Origin of the sequence: Kitasatospora sp. NPDC048296, assembly GCF_043201815.1 — a bacterium.
Lineage (GTDB): Bacteria > Actinomycetota > Actinomycetes > Streptomycetales > Streptomycetaceae > Kitasatospora.
Window position 1 is genome coordinate 1 of sequence record NZ_JBICZB010000083.1, and the last position, 18,998, is coordinate 18,998.

Here is an 18,998-nt window from a genome sequence, read left to right on the forward strand (position 1 = left end):
GGGTGGGGGGCCCCCGGGGTCGCGGGGGCGGGGGGGGCCCGGGCGCCCACCCGGGGCCCGGGGCCGGTGGTGCACCCGCACGGCAACTGGGGGGGGGGGGGGGGCCCGGGGGCCCCCCCCGACCACCGACGTCAGCGCAGGTGCGAGGTGTCGTTGAGCAGCCGCAGCGAGGCGTTGCCGTCGGCGTAGTACTGGACGGCACAGATCGAGGCGGCGGACAGCTCCATCCGGTACATCGAGTCCGGCGGGGCGCCGAGCGCCAGCCGGACCAGGGTCTTGATCGGGCTGACGTGCGAGACCACCAGCACGGTCTTCCCCGCGTACCGGGCGAGGATCTTGTCCCGGGCGACGCCGGCCCGGTGGGTGAGCGTGGTGAAGCTCTCGCCGCTGCCGGTCGGCTTGGCCTTGGCGGAGCCGAGCCACGCCGACAGGTCGTCCGGGTAGCGCTCCTGGACCTCGGCGAAGGTCAGGCCCTCCCAGTCGCCGAAGTCGACCTCGCGCAGCCCGTCCTCGATCCGGACCTCCAGGCCGAGCCGGGCGGCGACGGTCTCGGCGGTCTGCCGGGTGCGGCGCATCGGGGAGGCCACGACCGCCTGGATGCTGCCGCGCGCGGCCAGCGCCTCGGCGGCCCGTTCGGCCTGCCAGCGGCCCTTGTCGGAGAGCTCCGGGTCGGTGCCGCCGCTGCCGGAGAAGCGCTTCTCCGGGGTGAGCGGGGTCTCGCCGTGGCGCAGCAGGACGAAGGTGGTGGGGGTGCCGAGGTCGGCGGGGGCGGCCCAGCCGGCCTTCGGGGCGGGGGTCTCCAGCGGCGGCTCGTCGGCGACCACGGCCTTGGCCTTCGGCTCCCACCGGCGGCCCGCCTGGCCGGCGTCCATGGCCTCGTTGGCCAGCCGGTCGGCGTCCTTGTTCCGCTCACGCGGGATCCAGGTGTAGGTGACCCGGCCGCCCGGGAAGAGCGTGCGCGCCTCGGCGGCGAGCGGCCGCATGTCGGGGTGCTTGATCTTCCAGCGCCCGGACATCTGCTCGACGACCAGCTTGGAGTCCATCCGGACGTCCACCGAGGCGTCCGGGTCGAGCTCGCGGGCCGCTGCGAGGCCGGCGATCAGGCCCCGGTACTCGGCCACGTTGTTGGTGGCGTGGCCGATGAACTCGGCGGCTTCCGCGACGATCTGCCCGGTGTCGCCGTCCCGGACCACCGCGCCGTAACCGGCCGGCCCCGGGTTGCCCCGGGACCCGCCGTCGGCCTCGACGATGAAGCGCGCCGTCACCGGCTCAGACGCCCGAGTCGGCGGTGCGGACCAGGATCCGCGAGCAGTTCTCGCAGCGGACGACCTTGTCGGCCGGCTCGGCCTTGATGGCGTTCAGCTCGGTGATCGAGAACTCGGTGCGGCAGCCCTCGCAGCGGCGCTGGTAGAGACGGGCCGCGCCGACGCCGCCCTGGGTCTCGCGCAGCTTGGTGTAGACCTTCAGCAGGTCGGCGGGGATGACGGCGGCCACGGTCTCGCGGTCGCGCTTGACCTTCTCGGCCTCGCCGTCGATCTCGGCGAAGGCGGCGTCGCGGCGGCCCTGGGCCTCGGTGAGGACGACGGTGGAGTGCTCCAGGCGGGCGCTCAACTCCTCGACCCGGGCCTTGGCGGTCTCCTGGCGCTCCATGATCTCCAGCACGACCTCCTCCAGGTCGCCCTGGCGCTTGGCCAGCGAGCCGATCTCGTGCTGGAGGTTCTCCAGGTCCTTCGGCGAGGTGATCGCGCCGGAGTCCAGGCGCTGCTGGTTGCGGGCGGCGCGGGAGCGGACCTGCTCGACGTCCTGCTCGGCCTTGGTCAGCTCGCGGGCGGTGTCGCCCTTCTGGGCCTCGGCGGCGACGACGAGGTCCTTGAGGGCGGTGTGGTCGGCGGTGGCCTTCTCGATCTCGGCGTGCTCCGGCAGGCTCCGGCGCCGGTGGGCCAGCTGGTCGAGCTTCGAGTCGATGGCCTGGAGGTCGAGCAGGCGGATCTGGTCGGCGGGCGCGGCGTTCAAGCGGAAAGCTCCTGTGAATCGGGTCAGGCGGTGAAGGACATGGGGGCGTGCGCGGTCCACGGGTCGGTGACCCGGTGGGAGACCTTGGTCTCCACGGCCCAGCCGCGCTCGTCGGCGGCGCCCCGCAGGGCGCGCTCGGCCAGCGCGAGCCAGGGCCACTCGGTGGCCCAGTGGGCGGCGTCGATCAGCGCGACGGGCGCGGCCTCGGCGGCCTCGGACGCCGGGTGGTGGCGCAGGTCGGCGGTCACGTAGGCGTCCACGCCGGCCGCCCGTACGTCGGCGAAGAGGCTGTCGCCCGAGCCGCCGCACACCGCGACCCGGCTGACCAGCCGGTTCGGGTCGCCGGAGACGCGCACCCCGGCGGCGGTGGCGGGCAGGCCCGTGGCGACCTGCGCGGCGAAGGCGGACAGGGTCAGCGGGGGCTCCAGCAGGCCGATCCGGCCGGTGCCGCGGCGGCCCAGCGGATCGGTCGGGTCCGGCACCAGCGGGCCGGTGACCCGCAGGCCGACCGCCTCGGCGAGCGCGTCCGAGACGCCGGGGTCGGCGTGGTCGGCGTTGGTGTGGGCGACGTGCAGCGCGATGCCGTTGGTGATCAGCGTGTGCACCACCCGGCCCTTGAAGGTGGTGGCGGCGACGCTGGTGGTGCCGCGCAGGTAGAGGGGGTGGTGGGTGACGACGAGGTCGGCGCCCCACTCCACGGCCTCGTCGACGACCGCCTGGACGGGGTCGACGGCGAACAGCACGCGGCTGACCTCGGCCTGAGGGTCTCCGCAGACCAGGCCGACGGCGTCCCAGGACTCCGCCCACTGCGGAGGGTAGACCTCTTCGAGCGCGGTGATGACGTCGGACAGTTTCGGCACCTGTCGAGACTACCGTGCGCGCGGGGGCGGTCGGGCCTCGGCCGTTCGGGGGGGGCGGCGTCCTCGGGTGTCCGGGCGTAGCCGCCCGGGGTGTTCGGACGTCACCGCCCGGGGTGTTCGGACGTCACCGCCCGGGGTGTTCGGACGCGGGTGCCGTGGGCGCACGGATGCGCGTCAACCTGCGACGGAGGCGTCGGATGCGCCCCGCGCGGGCCGCGCACTCCCGCGCGCCCCACGCCCGTTACTCACAGCAGGGTTCTCGTACGAATTCGAAACCGCCCCTGGATCACCCTTACGAGTGAAGTGACCGGCTCTGCGTTGAGCCGCCGGATTTCTCGAAACTAACTTCAGTCCTGCGAACGGGAGTTGCCCCGGCAGTAGCCCCGACCGGTGAGTCGGAGGTCCGGGTGAGGACTCCCGCGCCGGAGCGGCACTCCCGCTCCTTCCGAGGAAACCGATCAGGCCGTGCCGCCGTGTCCGGGTGCCGAGCAGTAGCACCCGGACACGGCGGTCGAGACGAAGGGATGTGGTGGCGAATGGCGGCGGGCACATCGCTGCGTACGGCCGGGGGCCGGGGGTCGGCGGGGCGCGAGCCGGGTGCGGCCGGTTCGTGGCCGGAGACGACGCGGGCGGCGCTGGCCGGTGCCGGAGGCCGGGGAGGCGACGGCGACTGGGACGTCACCGTCGGCGGCTTCTGGTGCACGGCCAGGCCGTCCGCGTCATCGCCCCTACCGGAGCAGGGCTGGAAGCTCCACGTCAGCGCGGCGTCGGTGGTGGGCGGGGAGGTGCTCGCAGCGGTGGTGCGGGTGCTCGCCGCCGACCCGTGCGACTTCAAGTTCGCCGCCGGGGAGGAGCGCCTGCGCGAGCTCAACTCCCGTAACAGCGACCGGGGCTCGGCGGGCAAGTTCATCACCGTCTACCCGGCGGACGATGCGCAGTTCCAGCGGCTGGCGGCCGAGCTGGACCGGGCCACGGCCGGGCTGCCGGGGCCGGTGGTGCTGTCGGACCGGCCGTACCGGCCGGGCAGCCGGGTGCACTACCGGTACGGCGCGTTCGCGTCGCGGGCGGAGCTGGGCAACGACGGGGAGTACCGGTCCGTGCTGCGCGGGCCCGGCGGGGAGCGGGCCGAGGACGTGCGCGGGGGGTCGTACCGGGCGCCGGGGTGGGTGCGGGACCCGTTCTCCGCTCCCACCGCCGGGCGGCGCAGGGGCGGGGTGCTGCTGGCCGGGCGGTACGCGGTGACCGCCGCCGTACGGCACGGCGCGAAGGGGGGCGTGTTCCTCGGGCGGGAGGCGGCCGGCGGCGCGGAGGTCGTGGTCAAGCAGGCCCGCGCGCACATCGAGGTCGACCGCGCCGGGACGGACGCCCGCGACGCGCTGCGGCACGAGGCCGCGCTGCTCGCCCGACTGGACGGGCAGGAACTGGCGCCGCGCGCCGTCGAACTGATCGAGCAGGACGACTCCGTCTTCCTGGTGCAGGAACGAATCGCCGGACAGCCGTTGGGTGCCTGGGTCGCCGCCCGGCTGCGCCGCGACGGCAGCCCGGACGTGGACTGGGCCGAGGCCGAGCCGGTGGTGCACGGGCTGCTCGACCTGGTCGAGCGGGTGCACGCCCAGGGGCTGGTGCTGCGCGACCTCTCCCCCGGCAATGTGATGGTCCGCCCGGACGGCGGCCTGCGGCTGGTCGACCTCGAACTCGCCGCCGAGACCGGCCACCGGGCCGGCTCGGCGGGCACCCCCGGCTACCGGGCCCCGGAGCAGGGGCGACTGGCCCTGGCCGGCTCCTGCATCGCCGACCCGGCCGTCGACCTGTACGCGCTCGGCGGGCTGTTCTTCCTGCTCGCGACCGGGCACGACCCGCTGCTGCCGGAGGACCTGCCGGAGGATCCGCCGCAGGCCCGTCCGGTCGCCGAGCGCCTCGGGCGCTGGCTCGCCCTCGCGGCCCGCACGGGTGCGACGGCGCGGCGGCTGGCGCCGGTGGTGCTGGGGCTGCGGGCGGATGAACCGGGGCAGCGGTGGGGGGTGGCGAGGGCTCGGGCCGAGCTGGGTGGCGTCGCTTCGGTCACCGTCAGTCCGCTGTGGCATGCGGCCGCCGCCCGGCAGGGCGCGGTCACCACGGTGCGGAGCGGCGACGGCCCGCCACTCGACCGGCTGCCACTCGACCGGCTGCTGTGCGACGGCCTGCGACACCTCACCGCCACCGCGACGCCCGAGCGGGCCGACCGGCTCTGGCCCGTCGTCCCCGCCGGGGAACGGACGGACCCGTGCAACGTCCAGCACGGCGCGGCCGGTGTGCTCGCCGTCCTGGCACGGGCCGTGACGGCCGACGGGCTGCCGGAGGACGTCCGGGCGCAGGCCGCGCGCACGGCCCGTACCGCCGCGAACTGGATCGAGCGGCGCGTCGCGGCCGAACCGGTGGTGCTGCCCGGGTTGCACTTCGGGCGGTCGGGCACGGCGTGGGCGCTGCTGGACGCCGCCCGCGCACTCGGCGACGCCGGGTTGGCCGAGCGGGCCGCCACGCTCGCCCGCCGGGTCGCCGTCGAATGGCCCAACCCCGACGTGTGCCACGGCGCGGCAGGCGCGGGCTTCGCCCAACTGCGCTTCGCCGCCGAGAACTTCGACGAGGACTTCGGCGAGGACTTCGGCGGCGGTTTCGGCGACGGCTTCCTTTCCCGGGCCGCCGGCTGCGCCCGAACCCTGCTCGCCGCCGCGCGGCAGGAGCCGTACGGGACGGTCTGGCCGGTGCCGGCGGACTTCGGCTCGGCGCTCGCGGGGATCACCCATCTCGGTTTCGCGCACGGGGTGGCGGGCGTGGGCGCCTTCCTCCTCGCCGTCGCCGAAGCTCTCACCGTCGATGACCTGCGCGACGGCCCTCCCAGCTCCGGCACTCTCGCCACCGACACTCTCGCCACCGACGCACTGGCCGCCGCCGTCGACGCCGGGCGGACGCTCGCCGCGACCGTACGGTGGGGCTCCGACCGGCGGACCGCCTGGTGGCCGCAGAGCGCGGCCGACCCCGAGCACATCCGACTCTCCCACTGGTGCAGCGGCTCCTCCGGCGCGGGCAGCTTCCTGCTCCGGCTCTGGCGGGCCACCGGCGAGCCCGCCACCCTCGACCTCGCCCGCGCCGCCGGGCGGGCCGTGCTGGCCGGCCGCTGGCACAGCGGGGTGAGCGCCTGCCACGGGCTGGCCGGCGACGGCGAGTACCTGCTGGACCTCGCCGAGGCCACCACCGATCCCGAATTCCGCACCGGCGCCGATGAGTTGGCGCAGCTGATCGCCTCCCGGGCCGCCCTGCGCGACGGCCTGCTGACGCTCCCCGACGAGACCGGTACCGGCTGCGCCACCGCCTACGGCACCGGCACCGCGGGCCCGCTGGCCTTCCTGCTCCGACTGCGTCACGGCGGCCCCCGGCTCTGGCTCGACCCGGTCCCGCCCGTGGAACGTCGACTCCCCTCCGGCACAGGCGGGGTGAGCGAGGCATGAACGTGGCCACCCGCACCACCACCCAGGCCCTGCGGCGCCTCAGCTTCACCTTCGCCGCCGACGGCAGCCATGCGGCCTGCCTCGCCGCGGCCGCCGACAGCGGCTGGTACGTGGAGAGTTGGCGACTTCCGTCGAACGGCGAACCGGCCGTACCGACCGCGCTGCCGCTGTCCGGCAACCGCTCGGAGAACCTGCGCTCACAGCTGGTCGCGCTGCCCGACGGCTCGGCGCTGATCTGCCGGCACGACGGCGAGCGGCACGACCTGGTCCGCCTCTCGCCCGGCCCTTCCGGCTCGCACGACTCATCCGGCCCGCCAGGCCCGTCCGGCCCGTCCGGCTTTCCTGGCTCGCCTGGCACGCATGGCGAAAACACCGCCGTGGAACAGCAGTTGGCAGCGTTCCGGATGCCCGGTCTGCGCCTACTGCCGCTCCCGGCGCCACCCCACGCCGGCCCGCGCACCCCGGTGGCGCTCGCGCTCGGCACGGACACCCGTCCGGCGACCACCGTCTGGATGGTCCGGGCGGACGGCAGCCAGCCCGAGCAGCTCGCCGAGATCCCCGGCCTGCACGGCGGCGGCGCCTGGCTGGACCACGCGGGCGCGCTGCTCGCGCTGGACCGGGTGGCCGGCGGACTGGTCCGCACCGTCGTACTGGACCTGCGCAGCGGGACCACCACCCCGCTGCTGGAGGTCGGCGAGCGCAGCAACGACCGGCTGGTGCTGTTCGACCCGGACACCCGCTTCGCGATGGTGCGCAGCGACGCGCCCGGCACCGACCGGCTCGGCTGGGGCGTCCTGGGCGGCGGCGAACCGCTGCGGTTCCCGGAATGCCTGCACGTCGCGGGCATGTTCCTGCGGCCGGTCGCACTGCGGCAGGCGGCGGACGGCCCCCGGGTAGCCGTGCAGATCGACCACGGCGCCGGGTCGGCGCTCGCCCTTTGGCGGCCCGGCGTCGGCCGGCTGGACCCGCTGCCGGTGCCGCCCGGGCGGCTCGGCGCGGTCGGACACTGGAGCGAGGCGGGGCTGCGACTCCCCTACTCCTCGCCCGACCACCCGGCGGCACTGGCCACCCTGGACGTGGACGCACTGCTGGCGCACGGCCCGGTCCCGGCCGGCTCCAGCCCCGTGCCGCTGCCGCTCCAACTCGCGCCGCTGAGTTCGGGGTTGCCCGGCCCGTGGCGGGACACCGTCCTGCCCTGGCAGCCCGGCGGGCTGCGCGCCGCCCGCACCCCGCCCGTCGGCTGGCGCCTCGACGGCAGCACGCCGCCCGGCGACGGCAGCCGCTGGCAGCCCGCGCAGAGCCTCGAACTGGCGGGCCCGGCAGGCCCGTTGGAGGCCGTGGTGTACGGCGGGGACGCCTGGCTGAGCAGCCCGCACCTGGTGCTGGCGCTGCACGGCGGCCCGGCGGACGCCTGGCGGCTGGAGTTCGACCCGGCGCTGCAACGGATGGCCGCCGAAGGCCTGGCGGTGGTCGCGCCCAACCAACGCGGCTCCACCGGCTACGGGGTACCGCACGCGCTGGCCATCCGGGGCGCCTGGGGCGGACCCGACCTGGACGACGTGCTGTACCTGCTGGACGGCATCGCCGGCCAGCGCGCGGCGCTCGGCCTGGAACCGCCCGCACTGTTCGGCGTCAGTTATGGCGCATTCCTGGCGCTGCTGGCGGCCGCGCACGCGCCGGCCGAGCAGGTCGCCCGCTGCGCGGTGGTCGCGCCGTTCCTGTCCGGCGCCCGACTGCTGGCCGAAGCGGCGCCCCCCGTACGGGCGTTGACCACCCGACTGGGCGGCGGCGAGCCGATCGCCGACGCCCGCGGCCCGCGCGACGTCCTCCAGCTGGCGCCCCGGCTGAGCGCGCCACTGCTGGTGGTGCACGGCAACCGGGACGAGGTCGTACCGGTCAGCCAATCCCGGTCACTGCGGCACGAGTTGCTGCGGATCGGCCGGGTCGAGGGCGCGGACTTCCGGTACGTCGAGGCGGCCGGATCCGGGCACGAGGTGCTCGCCGAGGAGGGCGCCGCCGTGCTGCACGAGCTGCTGGCCGCCTTCCTGCGGACCGGCCGGCCGGGCTGATCCCGACGCCGGACCGATCCCGACGCCGGACCGACCCCGGCTTCCCACAGACTCCCGGACCCACAGCGGTCCGGGGCACCACCCCCGGTGCGGCGGATGGAGGCCGCCCGGGGGGCGACACCCGACGCCCGCAGGCAGATCGCGGCGGGCGTGAACCCAAGGGGAGGACCCGATCATGGAGAACATGGTGGACTTCGAGACCGATCTCGCGGCTCTGCAGGACCTGCCGGAGACCGAGTCCGTCGAGCTGACCGGCCACGGCAGCGGCTGCCAGTACACCTGTCTCATCCTGACCTGCCTGATCTTCACCAACAGCTGAGCCATCGGCTGACCAGGCGGTAGCCCGCGGGTGCCGTCCCCGCCTGTCCGGACAGGCGGGGGCGGCACCCCCGTCTTCCTCGGTCCACTCCGGCTGACTTCCCCTCCGGCCGACTTCCCCTTCCGTTGACTTCCCGATTCACCGACGGGAGCCATGACTTGCCCCACCTCCCCACCGGATGGACCCTCGCCCTGGGCATCGCCCTGCCGGTCGGGGCCGCCACCACCCTCGCGCTGCCGGCCGTACTCGCCGGAGCCGTCGACGCCGTCCTCGGCCACCGGTCCGGGCCCGGCGCCTTCGCGCTGCTCGCCGGCACCCTGGGCGCTGCGGCCGCCGCCGACGCCACCGCCGCGGCCGCCGGACCGGCCTGCTCGGCCGAGGCCACCGCGGCCCTGCGCGGACGTCTGGTCCGCCACCTGCTCGCCCTCGGGCCGGGCGGCCGACTGCACGGCGGACCGCCTCCCGGCGACCTCGCCGCCCGACTGCTGGGCTCGGCGGGCGACGCGGGCGGCCGGCTGCCCGCCGCCCTCGGCGCCGCCACGGCGCTGCTCACCTCGGTGGGCGCGATCCTCGGGCTCGCGGTGCTGTCGCCGTGGCTGGCACTGGCCTTCTTCGCGGGCGTGGTGCCCGGTGTGCTGCTGATCCGGCTCTTCCTACGCCAGGCCCGGCCGGCCTTCGCCCGCTACCAGGAGGTCCAGGCCGAGATCGCCGCCCGGCTCAGCGGCGCCCTCGCCGGACTGCGCAGCATTCACGCCGCACGTGCCGAACAGCGCGAGTCCGCACGGGTGTTGGCGCCACTGCCGGAACTCTCCGCGGCCGGGCACGCGCTCTGGGCGGCGCAGCGGCGCACCGCCTGGCAGGCGACCGCGCTGATCGCCCTGGTCGAGGTCGCGGTGCTCACCACCGCCGGCACTCTGCTCGCGGACGGCGCCCTCGCCCCCGGCGCGCTCGCCGCGGCGGCGGGCTGGGCGGCGCTGGGCGCGGGGCTGTTCGAGCAGGTCGAGGCGCTCGTCGGGGTCGCGCACGCGCGCGCCGGACAGGCCCGGGTGGACGACCTGCTGGCCCTCGCGCCCGCGCCGATCGGTACGGCGGCGCTCCCGGCGGGCGGGCCCGGGGAGGTCTCGCTGCGGGGCGTGGTGGTGCGCGACGGCGACCGGGTGCTGCTCGGGCCGCTCGACCTCACCGTCCCCGGCGGCCGTACGGTCGCCCTGGTAGGACGCTCCGGCTCCGGCAAGTCGCTGCTGGCCGCCCTGCCCGGACGGCTGCGCGACCCGGACGAGGGCACCGTACTGATCGACGGCGTCCCGGTGGGCGCCCTGTCGGCCGCCGAGCTGCGGCAGGCGGTCGGCTACGCCTTCGCCCGTCCGTCACTGGTCGGCCGTACCGTCCGCGACGCGCTGGGCGGAGCCGGCCCGGCCGAGGCGGCGTCCGCCCGGGCGGACGGCTTCCTGCAACGGCTTCCCCAGGGGTGGGACACCCCGCTGGACGACCTCCACCTCTCCGGTGGCGAACTGCAACGCCTCGGTCTCGCCCGCCTCCTGGCCCGCCCCACCCGGGTCGTCATCCTCGACGACGCCACCTCCGGCCTGGACCTCGCCACCGAGTACCAGGTCACCCAGGCCCTCGACCGCGCCACCCACGGCCGCACCCGCCTCGTCATCGCCCACCGCGCCACCGTCGCCGCCCGCGCCGACCTCGTCGCCTGGCTCGACGCCGGCCACCTCCGCGCCCTGGCCCCCCACACCACCCTCCTCCCCCACCCCGACTACCGCGCGGCCCTGTCCGACACGGCACTGAGCGCCGCCACGGCCTGACCCCGGGCCCGCCGCTGCCGAGGCCGCACAGAAAGTCGGCCCGAGCGGAGAGGCACCCCGGACCGCACACACCCACCTCCATGGGAAGTCGGCCAGATCGACTTCCCATGCGACCCGAACAACCCGACCACACGGAAGGCCGGCTGAACCGACCACCCATGCAACCCACCACAGCAGATCCAGTGAGCTCCCACGCGAAAGGTCGTCACGGCCGACTCCGCACTCCACAGAGCCCCGCCTCAGCGCGCTCCCCAGCCGCGCGCGCCCGCGTGAGAAGTCGGCGCGGCCGACTTCTCACGCGGCAGCGGGCCGTTCAGGCTCCGGGTGGGCGGCGGAGGCGGCGGGTCTCGGGGTTCGGGGGGCCGGGGTGGGGGTTGCTGTTCCGGCAGTTGGGGAGCACCCGGAGGGCGTTGGTGCGGCTGCTCCTGTGGTCCGGGCTGGAGGCGCTGCCGCCGCTGCTCTCCGGGTTGTTCGTCTCGGCCGCGGTCGATCAGGGGTTCCTGGCCGGGCGGCCGGCAGTCGGGGTGGCCTGGCTGGCGGGGTTCGGGGCGGCGATGGGGGTTCGGGCGTACGCGGCGCGGGCCGGGTTCCCGTACCTCGCGGGGGTGGTGGAGCCGCTGCGGGACGCGCTGGTCGAGCAGGTGGTCCGCAGTGCGCTCGCGCGCCCCTCGGCGGATCCGGCCGAGGTCGCCAGGCTCACCGAGCAGGTCGAGTCCGCGCGGCAGTTGACCGCGACGTTGCTCCGCACCCTGCGCGGGGTGGGGGTCACACTGGTCGCCGCCCTGATCGGGCTGACGCTGCTGGCGCCCGCCGTCCTGCCGTTGGTGCTGCTGCCGCTGTCGGCGGCCGGGGTGCTGTTCGTCCGGCTGCTGCGCCCGATGGTGTCCCGGCGGAGGGCGGCCGTGCTGGCGGAGGAGCGGCTCGCCGCCGACGCCGGACGAACCCTTCACGGGCTGCGCGATGTCCAGGCGACGGGCACCGGGCAGGAGGTCGCCCGGGCGCTGACCGAGGCCGCACAGGAGAGCGCGGCCGCCTCCCGGGCGCTGGGCCGGGCCTCGGCCCTGCGTGCGCTCGTCGTGGCGCTCGGCGGACGGCTGCCGGTCCTGGCCGTCCTCGCGGCGGCACCGTGGCTGCTCGCGCACGAGGCGCTGACCGCGGGCGAGCTGCTCGGCGTCGCCACCTACCTGCTGCAACAACTCGACCCGGCCGTACGGACCTTGGCCGGTACGGTCGGCGGCTGGCTGCTCAACCTCGCTGTCGTGCTGGACCGTCTGGCGACGGTCACGGCCGACGGCGACCCGTCCGGTGCGAGGACGGGCGCGGACGGGCGGCGCGGTGCCGGCCGGGCACCCGGCGCGCAAGCCGCAGGCGCGGAGGGCGCCGTACCCGAAGCCCCACCGCCGCCCGCCGGGGAGGTGCGGCTGTACGGCGTTCGGTATGCGCACGGCTTCACCGCCGCCCCCGTGCTCGACGGGCTCGACGCCGTGTTCCGCCCCGGGGAGCACGTCGCCGTCGTGGGGCCGAGCGGGACCGGGAAGTCGACGCTGGCGGCGCTGTTGGCCGGGCTGGTGGTGCCGACGGCGGGGACGGTGACAGCGCCGCCGGCCTCGCTGTTGCCGCAGGAGGCGTATGTGTTTCCGGGGCCGGTACGGGAGAACCTCGCCTGGCTCGCCCCGGGCAGCAGCGACGAGCGGCTGGCCGAGGCGGTGGAGCTGCTGGGCGCCGGGGAGTTGGTGGAGCGGCTGGGCGGGCTGCACGGCACGCTGCGCGATCCGGGTGAACTGTCGGCGGGTGAGCGCCAGTTGATCGCACTGGTGCGGACGTACCTGTCGCCCGCGTCACTGGTGGTGCTGGACGAGGCGACCTGCCATCTGGACGCCGCGGCCGAGGAGCGGGTGGAACGGGCCTTCGCCGCGCGGCACGGGACGCTGGTGGTGATCGCCCACCGGATCAGTTCGGCGTTGCGGGCGGACCGGGTGCTGCTGTTGGACGGTGGCCGGGGCGTGCTCGCCCGGCACGGGGACCTGCAGGTGTTGTCACCGCTCTACCGGGAGCTGGTCGGACACTGGCTCGGCGCGGGACTCGCGTCATGATCTCGATAGGATCTCGTCCGTCCCGGCCGTTATGGTGGCCGGGGCACGGGCCGCGATCACCGGCTGTGGGCGCGTACCGAGCGCCCGATCGGGGACCCGACCGTGCGCCGCAGGCGCCGGACGGGCGCCGATGACCTGCACCCTCGCACGGAAGACGATTCTCATGCCCGACACCCTCACCGACACCACCGGACCCGCGACCAACGGGACCGACGCCGACGAGAAGACGGCCGAGGACACCGCGACGCACGGCCGCCACCGCGGCGCGTCCGCGGCCGACGAAACTCCTCGTTCCGACCCGCACGGCCGCCACCGCGCGGCCGGCGCTCAGGCCTGAGGACAGACCTGAGCCAGGGGAAAACCCCAGGGAGACACCACGACGAGGGCCCGCCGGAAACACACCGGCGGGCCCTCGCGCGTCGTCACCGAAGCGTCGCCGCACCGAAACGCCGCCGCGCCGAAACGCCGCCACACCGACGCGCCGAAGCACCGACGCGCCGAAACGTCACCGCCGAAACGCCGTCACCCCAGCGAGACCACCGTCCGCAGCGCCTCGCCGCTGCGCATCTGCGCGATCGCCTCGTTCACGTCCGCCAGCCCGACCCGGTGCGTGATCATCCCGTCGAGGTCGATCCGCCCGGCCCGCCAGAGGTCCACGATCAGCCCGATGGTGCGGGCGACCGGCGCCCCGCCGTACAGCGAGGGCAGCAGGCGCTTCTCGTTGAAGAACAGCTCGCCCATGGTGAACTGCGCGCGGTCGTCCTGCGCGCCCGCCCCGATGACGACCAGGGCGCCGCCGCGCCGGGCCGCGTCGTAGCCGGCCCGGACGGTGGCGGAGCGGCCGACCGCCTCGAAGACGTAGTCGAAGCCGCCGCCCGGCAGGCCCTTGGCGACAGCCTTCAGCTCCTCCGGCGCGATCGCCTCGGTGGCACCGAAGGCGAGCGCGCGCTCGCGGCGCGAGACGACCGGGTCGACGACGGTGATCCGGGCGGCGCCGCAGACCCGGGCGCCCTGGACGGTGGCCACTCCGACGCCGCCCGCGCCGATCACGGCGACGGAGGCGCCGGGCTCGACCTTCGCGGTGTTGACCGCGGCGCCGATGCCCGTGGTCACCCCGCAGCCGATCAGCGCGGCGGCCTCGTACGGCAGGTCGGCCGGCACCTTGATCACGGCGTCGGCGGCGACCACGACCTCCTCGGCGAAGGCCCCGGTGCCGTAGAAGCCGGAGGCCTCCGTACCGTCCTGCGCCAGCCGGAAGCCGGGGACGCCGAGCCGCCGCAGGCTGGCGACGCACAGGTGGCCGCGGCCCTGCTCGCAGTGGGCGCAGCGACCGCAGGGGGCCATCCAGCAGAGCACCACGCGGTCCCCGGGCGCGACGCCGGTGACACCCTCGCCGACCTCGACGACGTCCCCGGCGCCCTCGTGCCCGGGGACGAACGGCGCGGGCTGCGGCAGGACGCCGCTCATCGCGGAGAGATCGGAGTGGCACAGGCTGGCGGCGCGCATCCGGACCCGCACGGTGCCCGGTCCGAAGCCGACCGTCGTGACGTCCTCGCGGACGTCGAGGGTGTCCTGGCCGGTCTTGTGCAGGACGGCTGCGCGCATGGGGCTGCTCCCGGTGTGCCTCGTGTGCCTCGGTCTGACCAACTCGATCTGACAACTCGCTCCGAACGACTCGCTCCGAACGACTCGCTCCGAACGGCGATCGGCCCGATTCTGGCACGGGCGGCCGGGCTGGACTAGAACGCGTTCCAGAACAGGCAGTGGGCACACGGACGCCTCCCACCCGCTGACCCGCCCGCCGGCCCACCTACGGATCGCCCTGGTCGAGCGCGCCGAGGCCCGACCGACCGCCGCCCGGCCCCCGCTCCCGCCCGCCGCTACCGTCGAGTAGGGTCCGAGCACGTCCGTCCGCCGTACCGAAGCCGTACCGAACCCGAGGAGCACCGCATGTCCGACCTGCTGGAGAGCGCCCGCCCGGCGCCCGAGGTGCTGGCGGCGTTCGAGGCGGCCACCGGGTTCATGCCGGTGGACGAGGGCCTCGCGCTGTACGCGGCGGCGGTGGCCGCGGCCCGGCTCACCGGCCTGCCGGTGCTGGAGATCGGCACCTACTGCGGCCGCTCGGCGATCCTGCTGGCCGCGGCGGCCCGCGAGGCCGGGACGGTCGCGCTAACCGTGGACCACCACCGCGGCTCGGAGGAGCAGCAGCCCGGCTGGGAGTACCACGACAAGACCCTGGTGGATCCGGAGGTCGGGCTGATGGACACCCTGCCCCGCTTCCGCCGCACCCTGCACGCCGCCGGGCTGGAGGACCACGTGGTCGCGCTGGTCGGCCGCTCGCCGCGGATCGCCGCGCTGTGGGGCCGGCCGCTGGGCCTGGTGTTCATCGACGGCGGACACACCGACGAGCACGCCACCGGCGACTACGAGGGCTGGGTGCCGCACCTGGCGCCCGAGGGCCTGCTGGTGGTGCACGACGTGTTTCCGGACCCTGCGGACGGCGGCCAGGCCCCGTACCGGGTGTACCTGCGGGCACTGGCCGAGGGCTTCGAGGAGGTCTCGGTGACCGGCTCGCTGCGCGTCCTGCGCCGCGCCGCCGCCTGAGCTGATCGCGCCCGCGGCCCGGTACGGATGCTCTAACGTCGTGCCGGGACTGTCGGCCGGGGGTTCGAACGGTACGGTGTCCGCGCAGCACCAGGCGGCTGCACCGGGCAGCACCAGGCAGCGCACGAGGTAACAGCACCAGGCAGAGCATCGGCGGACGGTGGGGGCCAGCGGCACATGACGGACCAGCAGAACACCGCTCCGGCGGTCTGGGACCCGACCGCGCGCGGCGGCGTGGGCGGCTGGGTCCGCAATCCGCAGCGGCAGGACGCCGAGCCCGCACCCGCCGCCCAGCCGGCCCCGCCCACCCAGAGCGCCCAGCCGGCCCCGCCCGCCCCCGGCGCACAACCCCCGGCGCCCGGCCCGGTCGCCCCGCCCCCCACCGCGGGCGCCGTCGGCGACCAGGGCCCGCCGCTGGGCGCCCGCCCGTACCTGGCCACCGCGCCCGGCTTCGGCCCGCCCCCGCCCCCCGCGCCCGCCCCGGGCCCGGGGGCACCCACCGCCGCCTTCCCCACCGTCGTCCCGCCGCCCCAGCCCGCCGCCACGCCGTTCCCCTCCCACGCGACCCCGCAGGACCGGGGACCGCAGGGAGCGCCGACGACCCCCGGCCCCGGCTACGTCTACCCGCCGCCGCCCCCGGCGGCCGCGCCGCCGCAGTCCCCGTACGGGGCCCAGCCGGACTACCCGACCCACTACCCGGTCGACGACGAGCAGGAGCAGGAGCGCCCGGGCAAGGGCAAGGCCCCGCTGCTGATCGGCTTCGCGCTGCTCCTGGTGCTGGCGGTCGGCGGCGGCCTGCTGTACGCGACCCAGAGCGGCGACGACAAGAGCGGCCAGGCCGCGCCCGCCCCGACGGCCGCGCCCGCGACCGGCTCCGGCAACCCGCAGCCCGCCCCGGCGCCGACCGGGACGGACGCCGCGCCGGGCGCCGCCCCGAGCACCCCGGCCGACGGGACCCCGTCCCCGACCGCGACCGTCCCCGGCCCCAACGCCCAGTCCCAGGCGCAGGCGCTGGACGGCCTGCTCAGCGAGGGCGAGAACGCCAAGGCCCCGATCGGCAGCGCCGTCGCCAAGGTGAGCAGCTGCCCGTCCAAGGCCGACATCGAGAGCGCGGCCCAGACGTTCGACAACGGCGCCAAGCAGCGCGACGGGCTGCTGACCAAGCTCGCCAAGCTGAGCATGACGGACGTGCCGGGCGGCGCGGACGCGGTGAACTCGCTGAAGTCCGCCTGGCAGCTGTCCGCCGACATCGACCGGGCGTACGCGAGCTGGGCGCGCGCCGTCGCCAAGCAGGGCTGCTCCGGCAAGGCCCCGACCACCGCGGACAAGACGCACGCGGACGAACTCAACCCGCAGGCCACCCAGGCGAAGACGGACTTCATGACCAAGTGGAACCCGATCGCGGGCGGCTACGGCCTCACCGCACGGACCCAGGACAGGATCTGACCCACCCGTGACCGGCCCCACCTCCCCACCGCCCCGCCGCCGTTCCGCCCTGCTGCGCGCCACCACGGTGGTGGCCGCGGTCGTCCCGCTCTGCGCGGCGGGCTGGTTGGGCTGGCGGGCCCTGGACGACTCCGCCCCGGCGGCTGCCACGGCCACGCCGCCCGGCGCCGTCCGGTCCGCCACCACGGCCCCCGCCACCCCCGAGGCCCCGCCGACCGGCGGCACGCCCACCGGGACGGCGACTCCCACGGAAACACCCGCGCCCGCCGGAACACCGTCCGGAGCGCCCGCCGGCACACCGTCCGCGAGCCCCACCGCACCCCCCGGAGGCACCGCCGACCTGACCGGCCGCACCGTCGTGCTGGATCCCGGCCACAACCCCGGCAACTTCTCCCACCCCACCGAGATCAACCGTCAGGTGGACATCGGCAACGCCCACAAGGAGTGCGACACCACCGGCACCGAGACCAACTCCGGCTACACCGAGGCCGACTACACCCTGGACGTCTCCCGCCGGGCCCGCGCCCTGCTGACCGCCCGGGGCGCCAAGGTGGTGCTGGTGCAGGACGGCGACCGCGCCTGGGGCCCGTGCGTCGACGAGCGGGCGAGGGCGGGCGCCGACGCGCACGCCGACGTCGCGGTCTCGGTGCACGGCGACGGCGGCCCGGCGAGCGGCAGCGGCTTCCACGTGATCATGCCCGCCAAGGTGGTCGCCGGTAAGGCGGACAACTCCGCGATCGTCGAACCCTCGCACCGGCTCGGCCTGCTGCTGCGCGACCACTTCCACGCCGCGACCGGCGAGCCGTACGCCGACTACATCGCCGACCAGGGCCTGGACACCCGCTCCGACCTGGGCGGCCTCAACCTCTCCGCGGTCCCCAAGGTGTTCATCGAGTGCGGTAACATGCGCAACTCCGCGGACGCCGGGCGGATGACGGACCCTCAGTGGCGCCAGCAGGCGGCCCAGGGGATCGCCGACGCGCTGACCGCGTTCCTGACCGCGCACTGAGCGGGCCCGGCAAGGGAGTTGGGGCGGGCGGGCCTGGTGGACGACGCTCCGCCCGGCCCGCACGGTTTGCAACGACTTCGACCCATTCCCGGTCCCGCCGTGCACCGGCAGGACGGTTGGCCCTAGGCTTCTGGTCCGTTCGGGAGTTTCGGCCGGTCAGCCCGACCGCACGAATCACCGTCCACGAAACGTCAACGAGGGGAACGTAAGTGAATCTGCGCGCTCTCACCAGGGGAGACGCCGCCGTCGCAGGCGCGGCGGTCCTGCTCTTCATCGCCTCCTTCCTGCCCTACTGGACCGTGAGTTGCGTGGGCCGGTACTGCGGGCCCGATGCCTCGCAGAACGCGTGGAGCACTGAGCTGTTCCCCATCCTGCCCTCGATCTACCTCCTGGGCATCGTCGCCGCCGTGCTGATCCTGGTGCAGCGTTTCCAGGGTCCGGGTGCGGCCAACCGTCAGGTGCTCGGCCTGCGGCTGGACCAGTGGGGCATCGCGTTCGCCGTGGCGGCGCTGTGGACCTCGATCTGGTCGCTGGGCGGCGGCCCGTCCGGCAGCAGCATCAGCCACGGCTTCGGCGCCTGGCTCGGCCTCATCTCGCTGATCGTGCTGGCCGGTGCGGCCGCCGCGAGCCCGCTGGTGCCCGCGCTGAAGGCCCCGCTGGTCACCGACCGTCCGGCCGCCCCGTACCAGGGCGGGTACCCGATGCCGGGCCAGCCCGGTCACCCGGGCGCGCCCGGTCAGCCCGGCCAGTACGGCTACCCGGCCCAGGGCCACGACCCGGCCTTCGGCGGCCAGCCGGCCGGCGGTTACGGCTACCCGGGCGCCGGCCAGCCGCAGCCGGGCCAGCCCGGTCAGCCGCTGCCGGGTCAGCCGGTGGCCGGTCAGCCGCAGGACGCCGCCGTCCCCGCCCCGCAGCCGACCCCGGCCGCCCAGCAGCCGGCCGCCCCGGCGGCGGACTTCCAGCCGTACTGGTTCGCCGTCCCGGCCCCGCGCCAGCTGGCCCCGAAGGACAACCCGGCCGGCGCCCCGGTCGGCGAGGTCGTGCCGGGCACCTGGTACCTGGCCGTCGAGCAGCGCGGCGCCGCGCTGGTCGCGCAGCTGCCGGACGGCACCCAGGGCCTGCTGACCGACACCTCGGGCCTCCAGCGCGGCTGACGCCCGCCACGTACGCGGAAGGGGGGGGGGGGGGGCCCCCCCCGCCCCCCCCCCCCCCGGCCCCCCCAAAGCAGGGAGGCGCGGGGGGGGCCCACCACCCCCACACGCGGGCCCCAACCCCCCCGCGCCCCT

At 76.0% G+C, this 18,998-nt stretch carries 14 protein-coding genes; 10 read left to right on the forward strand and 4 right to left on the reverse strand.

What is annotated here, in order from left to right; all coding sequences use genetic code 11:
• Nucleotides 1–131: 131 nt before the first annotated feature.
• The 3 genes from ACGF12_RS32805 to ACGF12_RS32815 are packed head-to-tail and all read right to left on the reverse strand — an operon-like array spanning nucleotide 132 to nucleotide 2,873.
• Nucleotides 132–1,265 (reverse strand): bifunctional RNase H/acid phosphatase, encoded by a 1,134-nt coding sequence (locus tag ACGF12_RS32805; protein WP_393038276.1) that lies wholly within the window; start codon nucleotides 1,263–1,265, stop codon nucleotides 132–134.
• A 4-nt stretch (nucleotides 1,266–1,269) separates the two neighbouring features.
• On the reverse strand, nucleotides 1,270–2,013 hold the full coding sequence (locus tag ACGF12_RS32810) for a zinc ribbon domain-containing protein (protein WP_393038279.1): 744 nt from the start codon (nucleotides 2,011–2,013) through the stop codon (nucleotides 1,270–1,272).
• A 23-nt stretch (nucleotides 2,014–2,036) separates the two neighbouring features.
• The gene (locus ACGF12_RS32815; RefSeq protein WP_393038281.1) at nucleotides 2,037–2,873 is read right to left on the reverse strand and encodes a Nif3-like dinuclear metal center hexameric protein; all 837 of its coding nucleotides are present in this window, start codon (nucleotides 2,871–2,873) and stop codon (nucleotides 2,037–2,039) included.
• Nucleotides 2,874–3,409: 536 nt separating this feature from the next.
• Between ACGF12_RS32815 and lanL the strand changes: the two genes are divergently transcribed.
• From lanL to ACGF12_RS32845, 6 genes are all read left to right on the forward strand, one after another.
• Nucleotides 3,410–6,358 (forward strand): class IV lanthionine synthetase LanL, encoded by a 2,949-nt coding sequence (gene lanL, locus ACGF12_RS32820; protein ID WP_393038284.1) that lies wholly within the window; start codon nucleotides 3,410–3,412, stop codon nucleotides 6,356–6,358.
• A complete protein-coding gene (locus ACGF12_RS32825) occupies nucleotides 6,355–8,427 on the forward strand; it encodes an alpha/beta hydrolase family protein (RefSeq protein ID WP_393038287.1) in 2,073 nt (690 codons plus the stop codon). The genes lanL and ACGF12_RS32825 overlap by 4 nt, the downstream gene beginning before the upstream one ends.
• A gap of 175 nt (nucleotides 8,428–8,602) precedes the next feature.
• Nucleotides 8,603–8,746: a VenA family class IV lanthipeptide gene (locus ACGF12_RS32830; protein ID WP_157882160.1), complete on the forward strand. Its 144-nt coding sequence runs from the start codon at nucleotides 8,603–8,605 to the stop codon at nucleotides 8,744–8,746.
• Nucleotides 8,747–8,904: 158 nt separating this feature from the next.
• Entirely contained in the window at nucleotides 8,905–10,560 is a 1,656-nt protein-coding gene (locus tag ACGF12_RS32835; RefSeq protein ID WP_393038291.1) for an ATP-binding cassette domain-containing protein, read from the forward strand.
• 413 nt (nucleotides 10,561–10,973) lie between these two features.
• The gene (locus tag ACGF12_RS32840; RefSeq protein WP_393038294.1) at nucleotides 10,974–12,653 is read left to right on the forward strand and encodes an ATP-binding cassette domain-containing protein; all 1,680 of its coding nucleotides are present in this window, start codon (nucleotides 10,974–10,976) and stop codon (nucleotides 12,651–12,653) included.
• Between the two features lie 163 nt (nucleotides 12,654–12,816).
• Nucleotides 12,817–12,990: a hypothetical protein gene (locus tag ACGF12_RS32845; RefSeq protein ID WP_393038297.1), complete on the forward strand. Its 174-nt coding sequence runs from the start codon at nucleotides 12,817–12,819 to the stop codon at nucleotides 12,988–12,990.
• Between the two features lie 185 nt (nucleotides 12,991–13,175).
• On the opposite strand, the gene ACGF12_RS32850 is transcribed toward ACGF12_RS32845, so the two are convergent.
• On the reverse strand, nucleotides 13,176–14,258 hold the full coding sequence (locus tag ACGF12_RS32850; protein ID WP_393038299.1) for a Zn-dependent alcohol dehydrogenase: 1,083 nt from the start codon (nucleotides 14,256–14,258) through the stop codon (nucleotides 13,176–13,178).
• A 345-nt stretch (nucleotides 14,259–14,603) separates the two neighbouring features.
• Between ACGF12_RS32850 and ACGF12_RS32855 the strand changes: the two genes are divergently transcribed.
• From ACGF12_RS32855 to ACGF12_RS32870, 4 genes are all read left to right on the forward strand, one after another.
• Nucleotides 14,604–15,257, forward strand: a complete 654-nt coding sequence (locus ACGF12_RS32855; RefSeq protein WP_393038302.1) for a class I SAM-dependent methyltransferase — start codon at nucleotides 14,604–14,606, stop codon at nucleotides 15,255–15,257.
• A gap of 177 nt (nucleotides 15,258–15,434) precedes the next feature.
• Entirely contained in the window at nucleotides 15,435–16,703 is a 1,269-nt protein-coding gene (locus ACGF12_RS32860; RefSeq protein ID WP_393038305.1) for a hypothetical protein, read from the forward strand.
• Nucleotides 16,704–16,710: 7 nt separating this feature from the next.
• Nucleotides 16,711–17,712, forward strand: coding sequence for an N-acetylmuramoyl-L-alanine amidase (locus ACGF12_RS32865; RefSeq protein WP_393038308.1), 1,002 nt, complete (start codon nucleotides 16,711–16,713; stop codon nucleotides 17,710–17,712).
• 209 nt (nucleotides 17,713–17,921) lie between these two features.
• Nucleotides 17,922–18,866: a hypothetical protein gene (locus ACGF12_RS32870; protein WP_393038311.1), complete on the forward strand. Its 945-nt coding sequence runs from the start codon at nucleotides 17,922–17,924 to the stop codon at nucleotides 18,864–18,866.
• Nucleotides 18,867–18,998: the final 132 nt, after the last annotated feature.

Excerpts from the sequence above, each read along its gene's own strand:
- lanL (WP_393038284.1), top strand. The coding sequence starts at position 3,410 with ATGGCGGCGGGCACATCGCTGCGTACGGCCGGGGGCCGGGGGTCGGCG.
- ACGF12_RS32825 (WP_393038287.1), top strand. The coding sequence starts at position 6,355 with ATGAACGTGGCCACCCGCACCACCACCCAGGCCCTGCGGCGCCTCAGC.
- ACGF12_RS32830 (WP_157882160.1), top strand. The coding sequence starts at position 8,603 with ATGGAGAACATGGTGGACTTCGAGACCGATCTCGCGGCTCTGCAGGAC.
- ACGF12_RS32845 (WP_393038297.1), top strand. The coding sequence starts at position 12,817 with ATGCCCGACACCCTCACCGACACCACCGGACCCGCGACCAACGGGACC.
- ACGF12_RS32850 (WP_393038299.1), bottom strand. The coding sequence starts at position 14,258 with ATGCGCGCAGCCGTCCTGCACAAGACCGGCCAGGACACCCTCGACGTC.
- ACGF12_RS32855 (WP_393038302.1), top strand. The coding sequence starts at position 14,604 with ATGTCCGACCTGCTGGAGAGCGCCCGCCCGGCGCCCGAGGTGCTGGCG.
- ACGF12_RS32860 (WP_393038305.1), top strand. The coding sequence starts at position 15,435 with ATGACGGACCAGCAGAACACCGCTCCGGCGGTCTGGGACCCGACCGCG.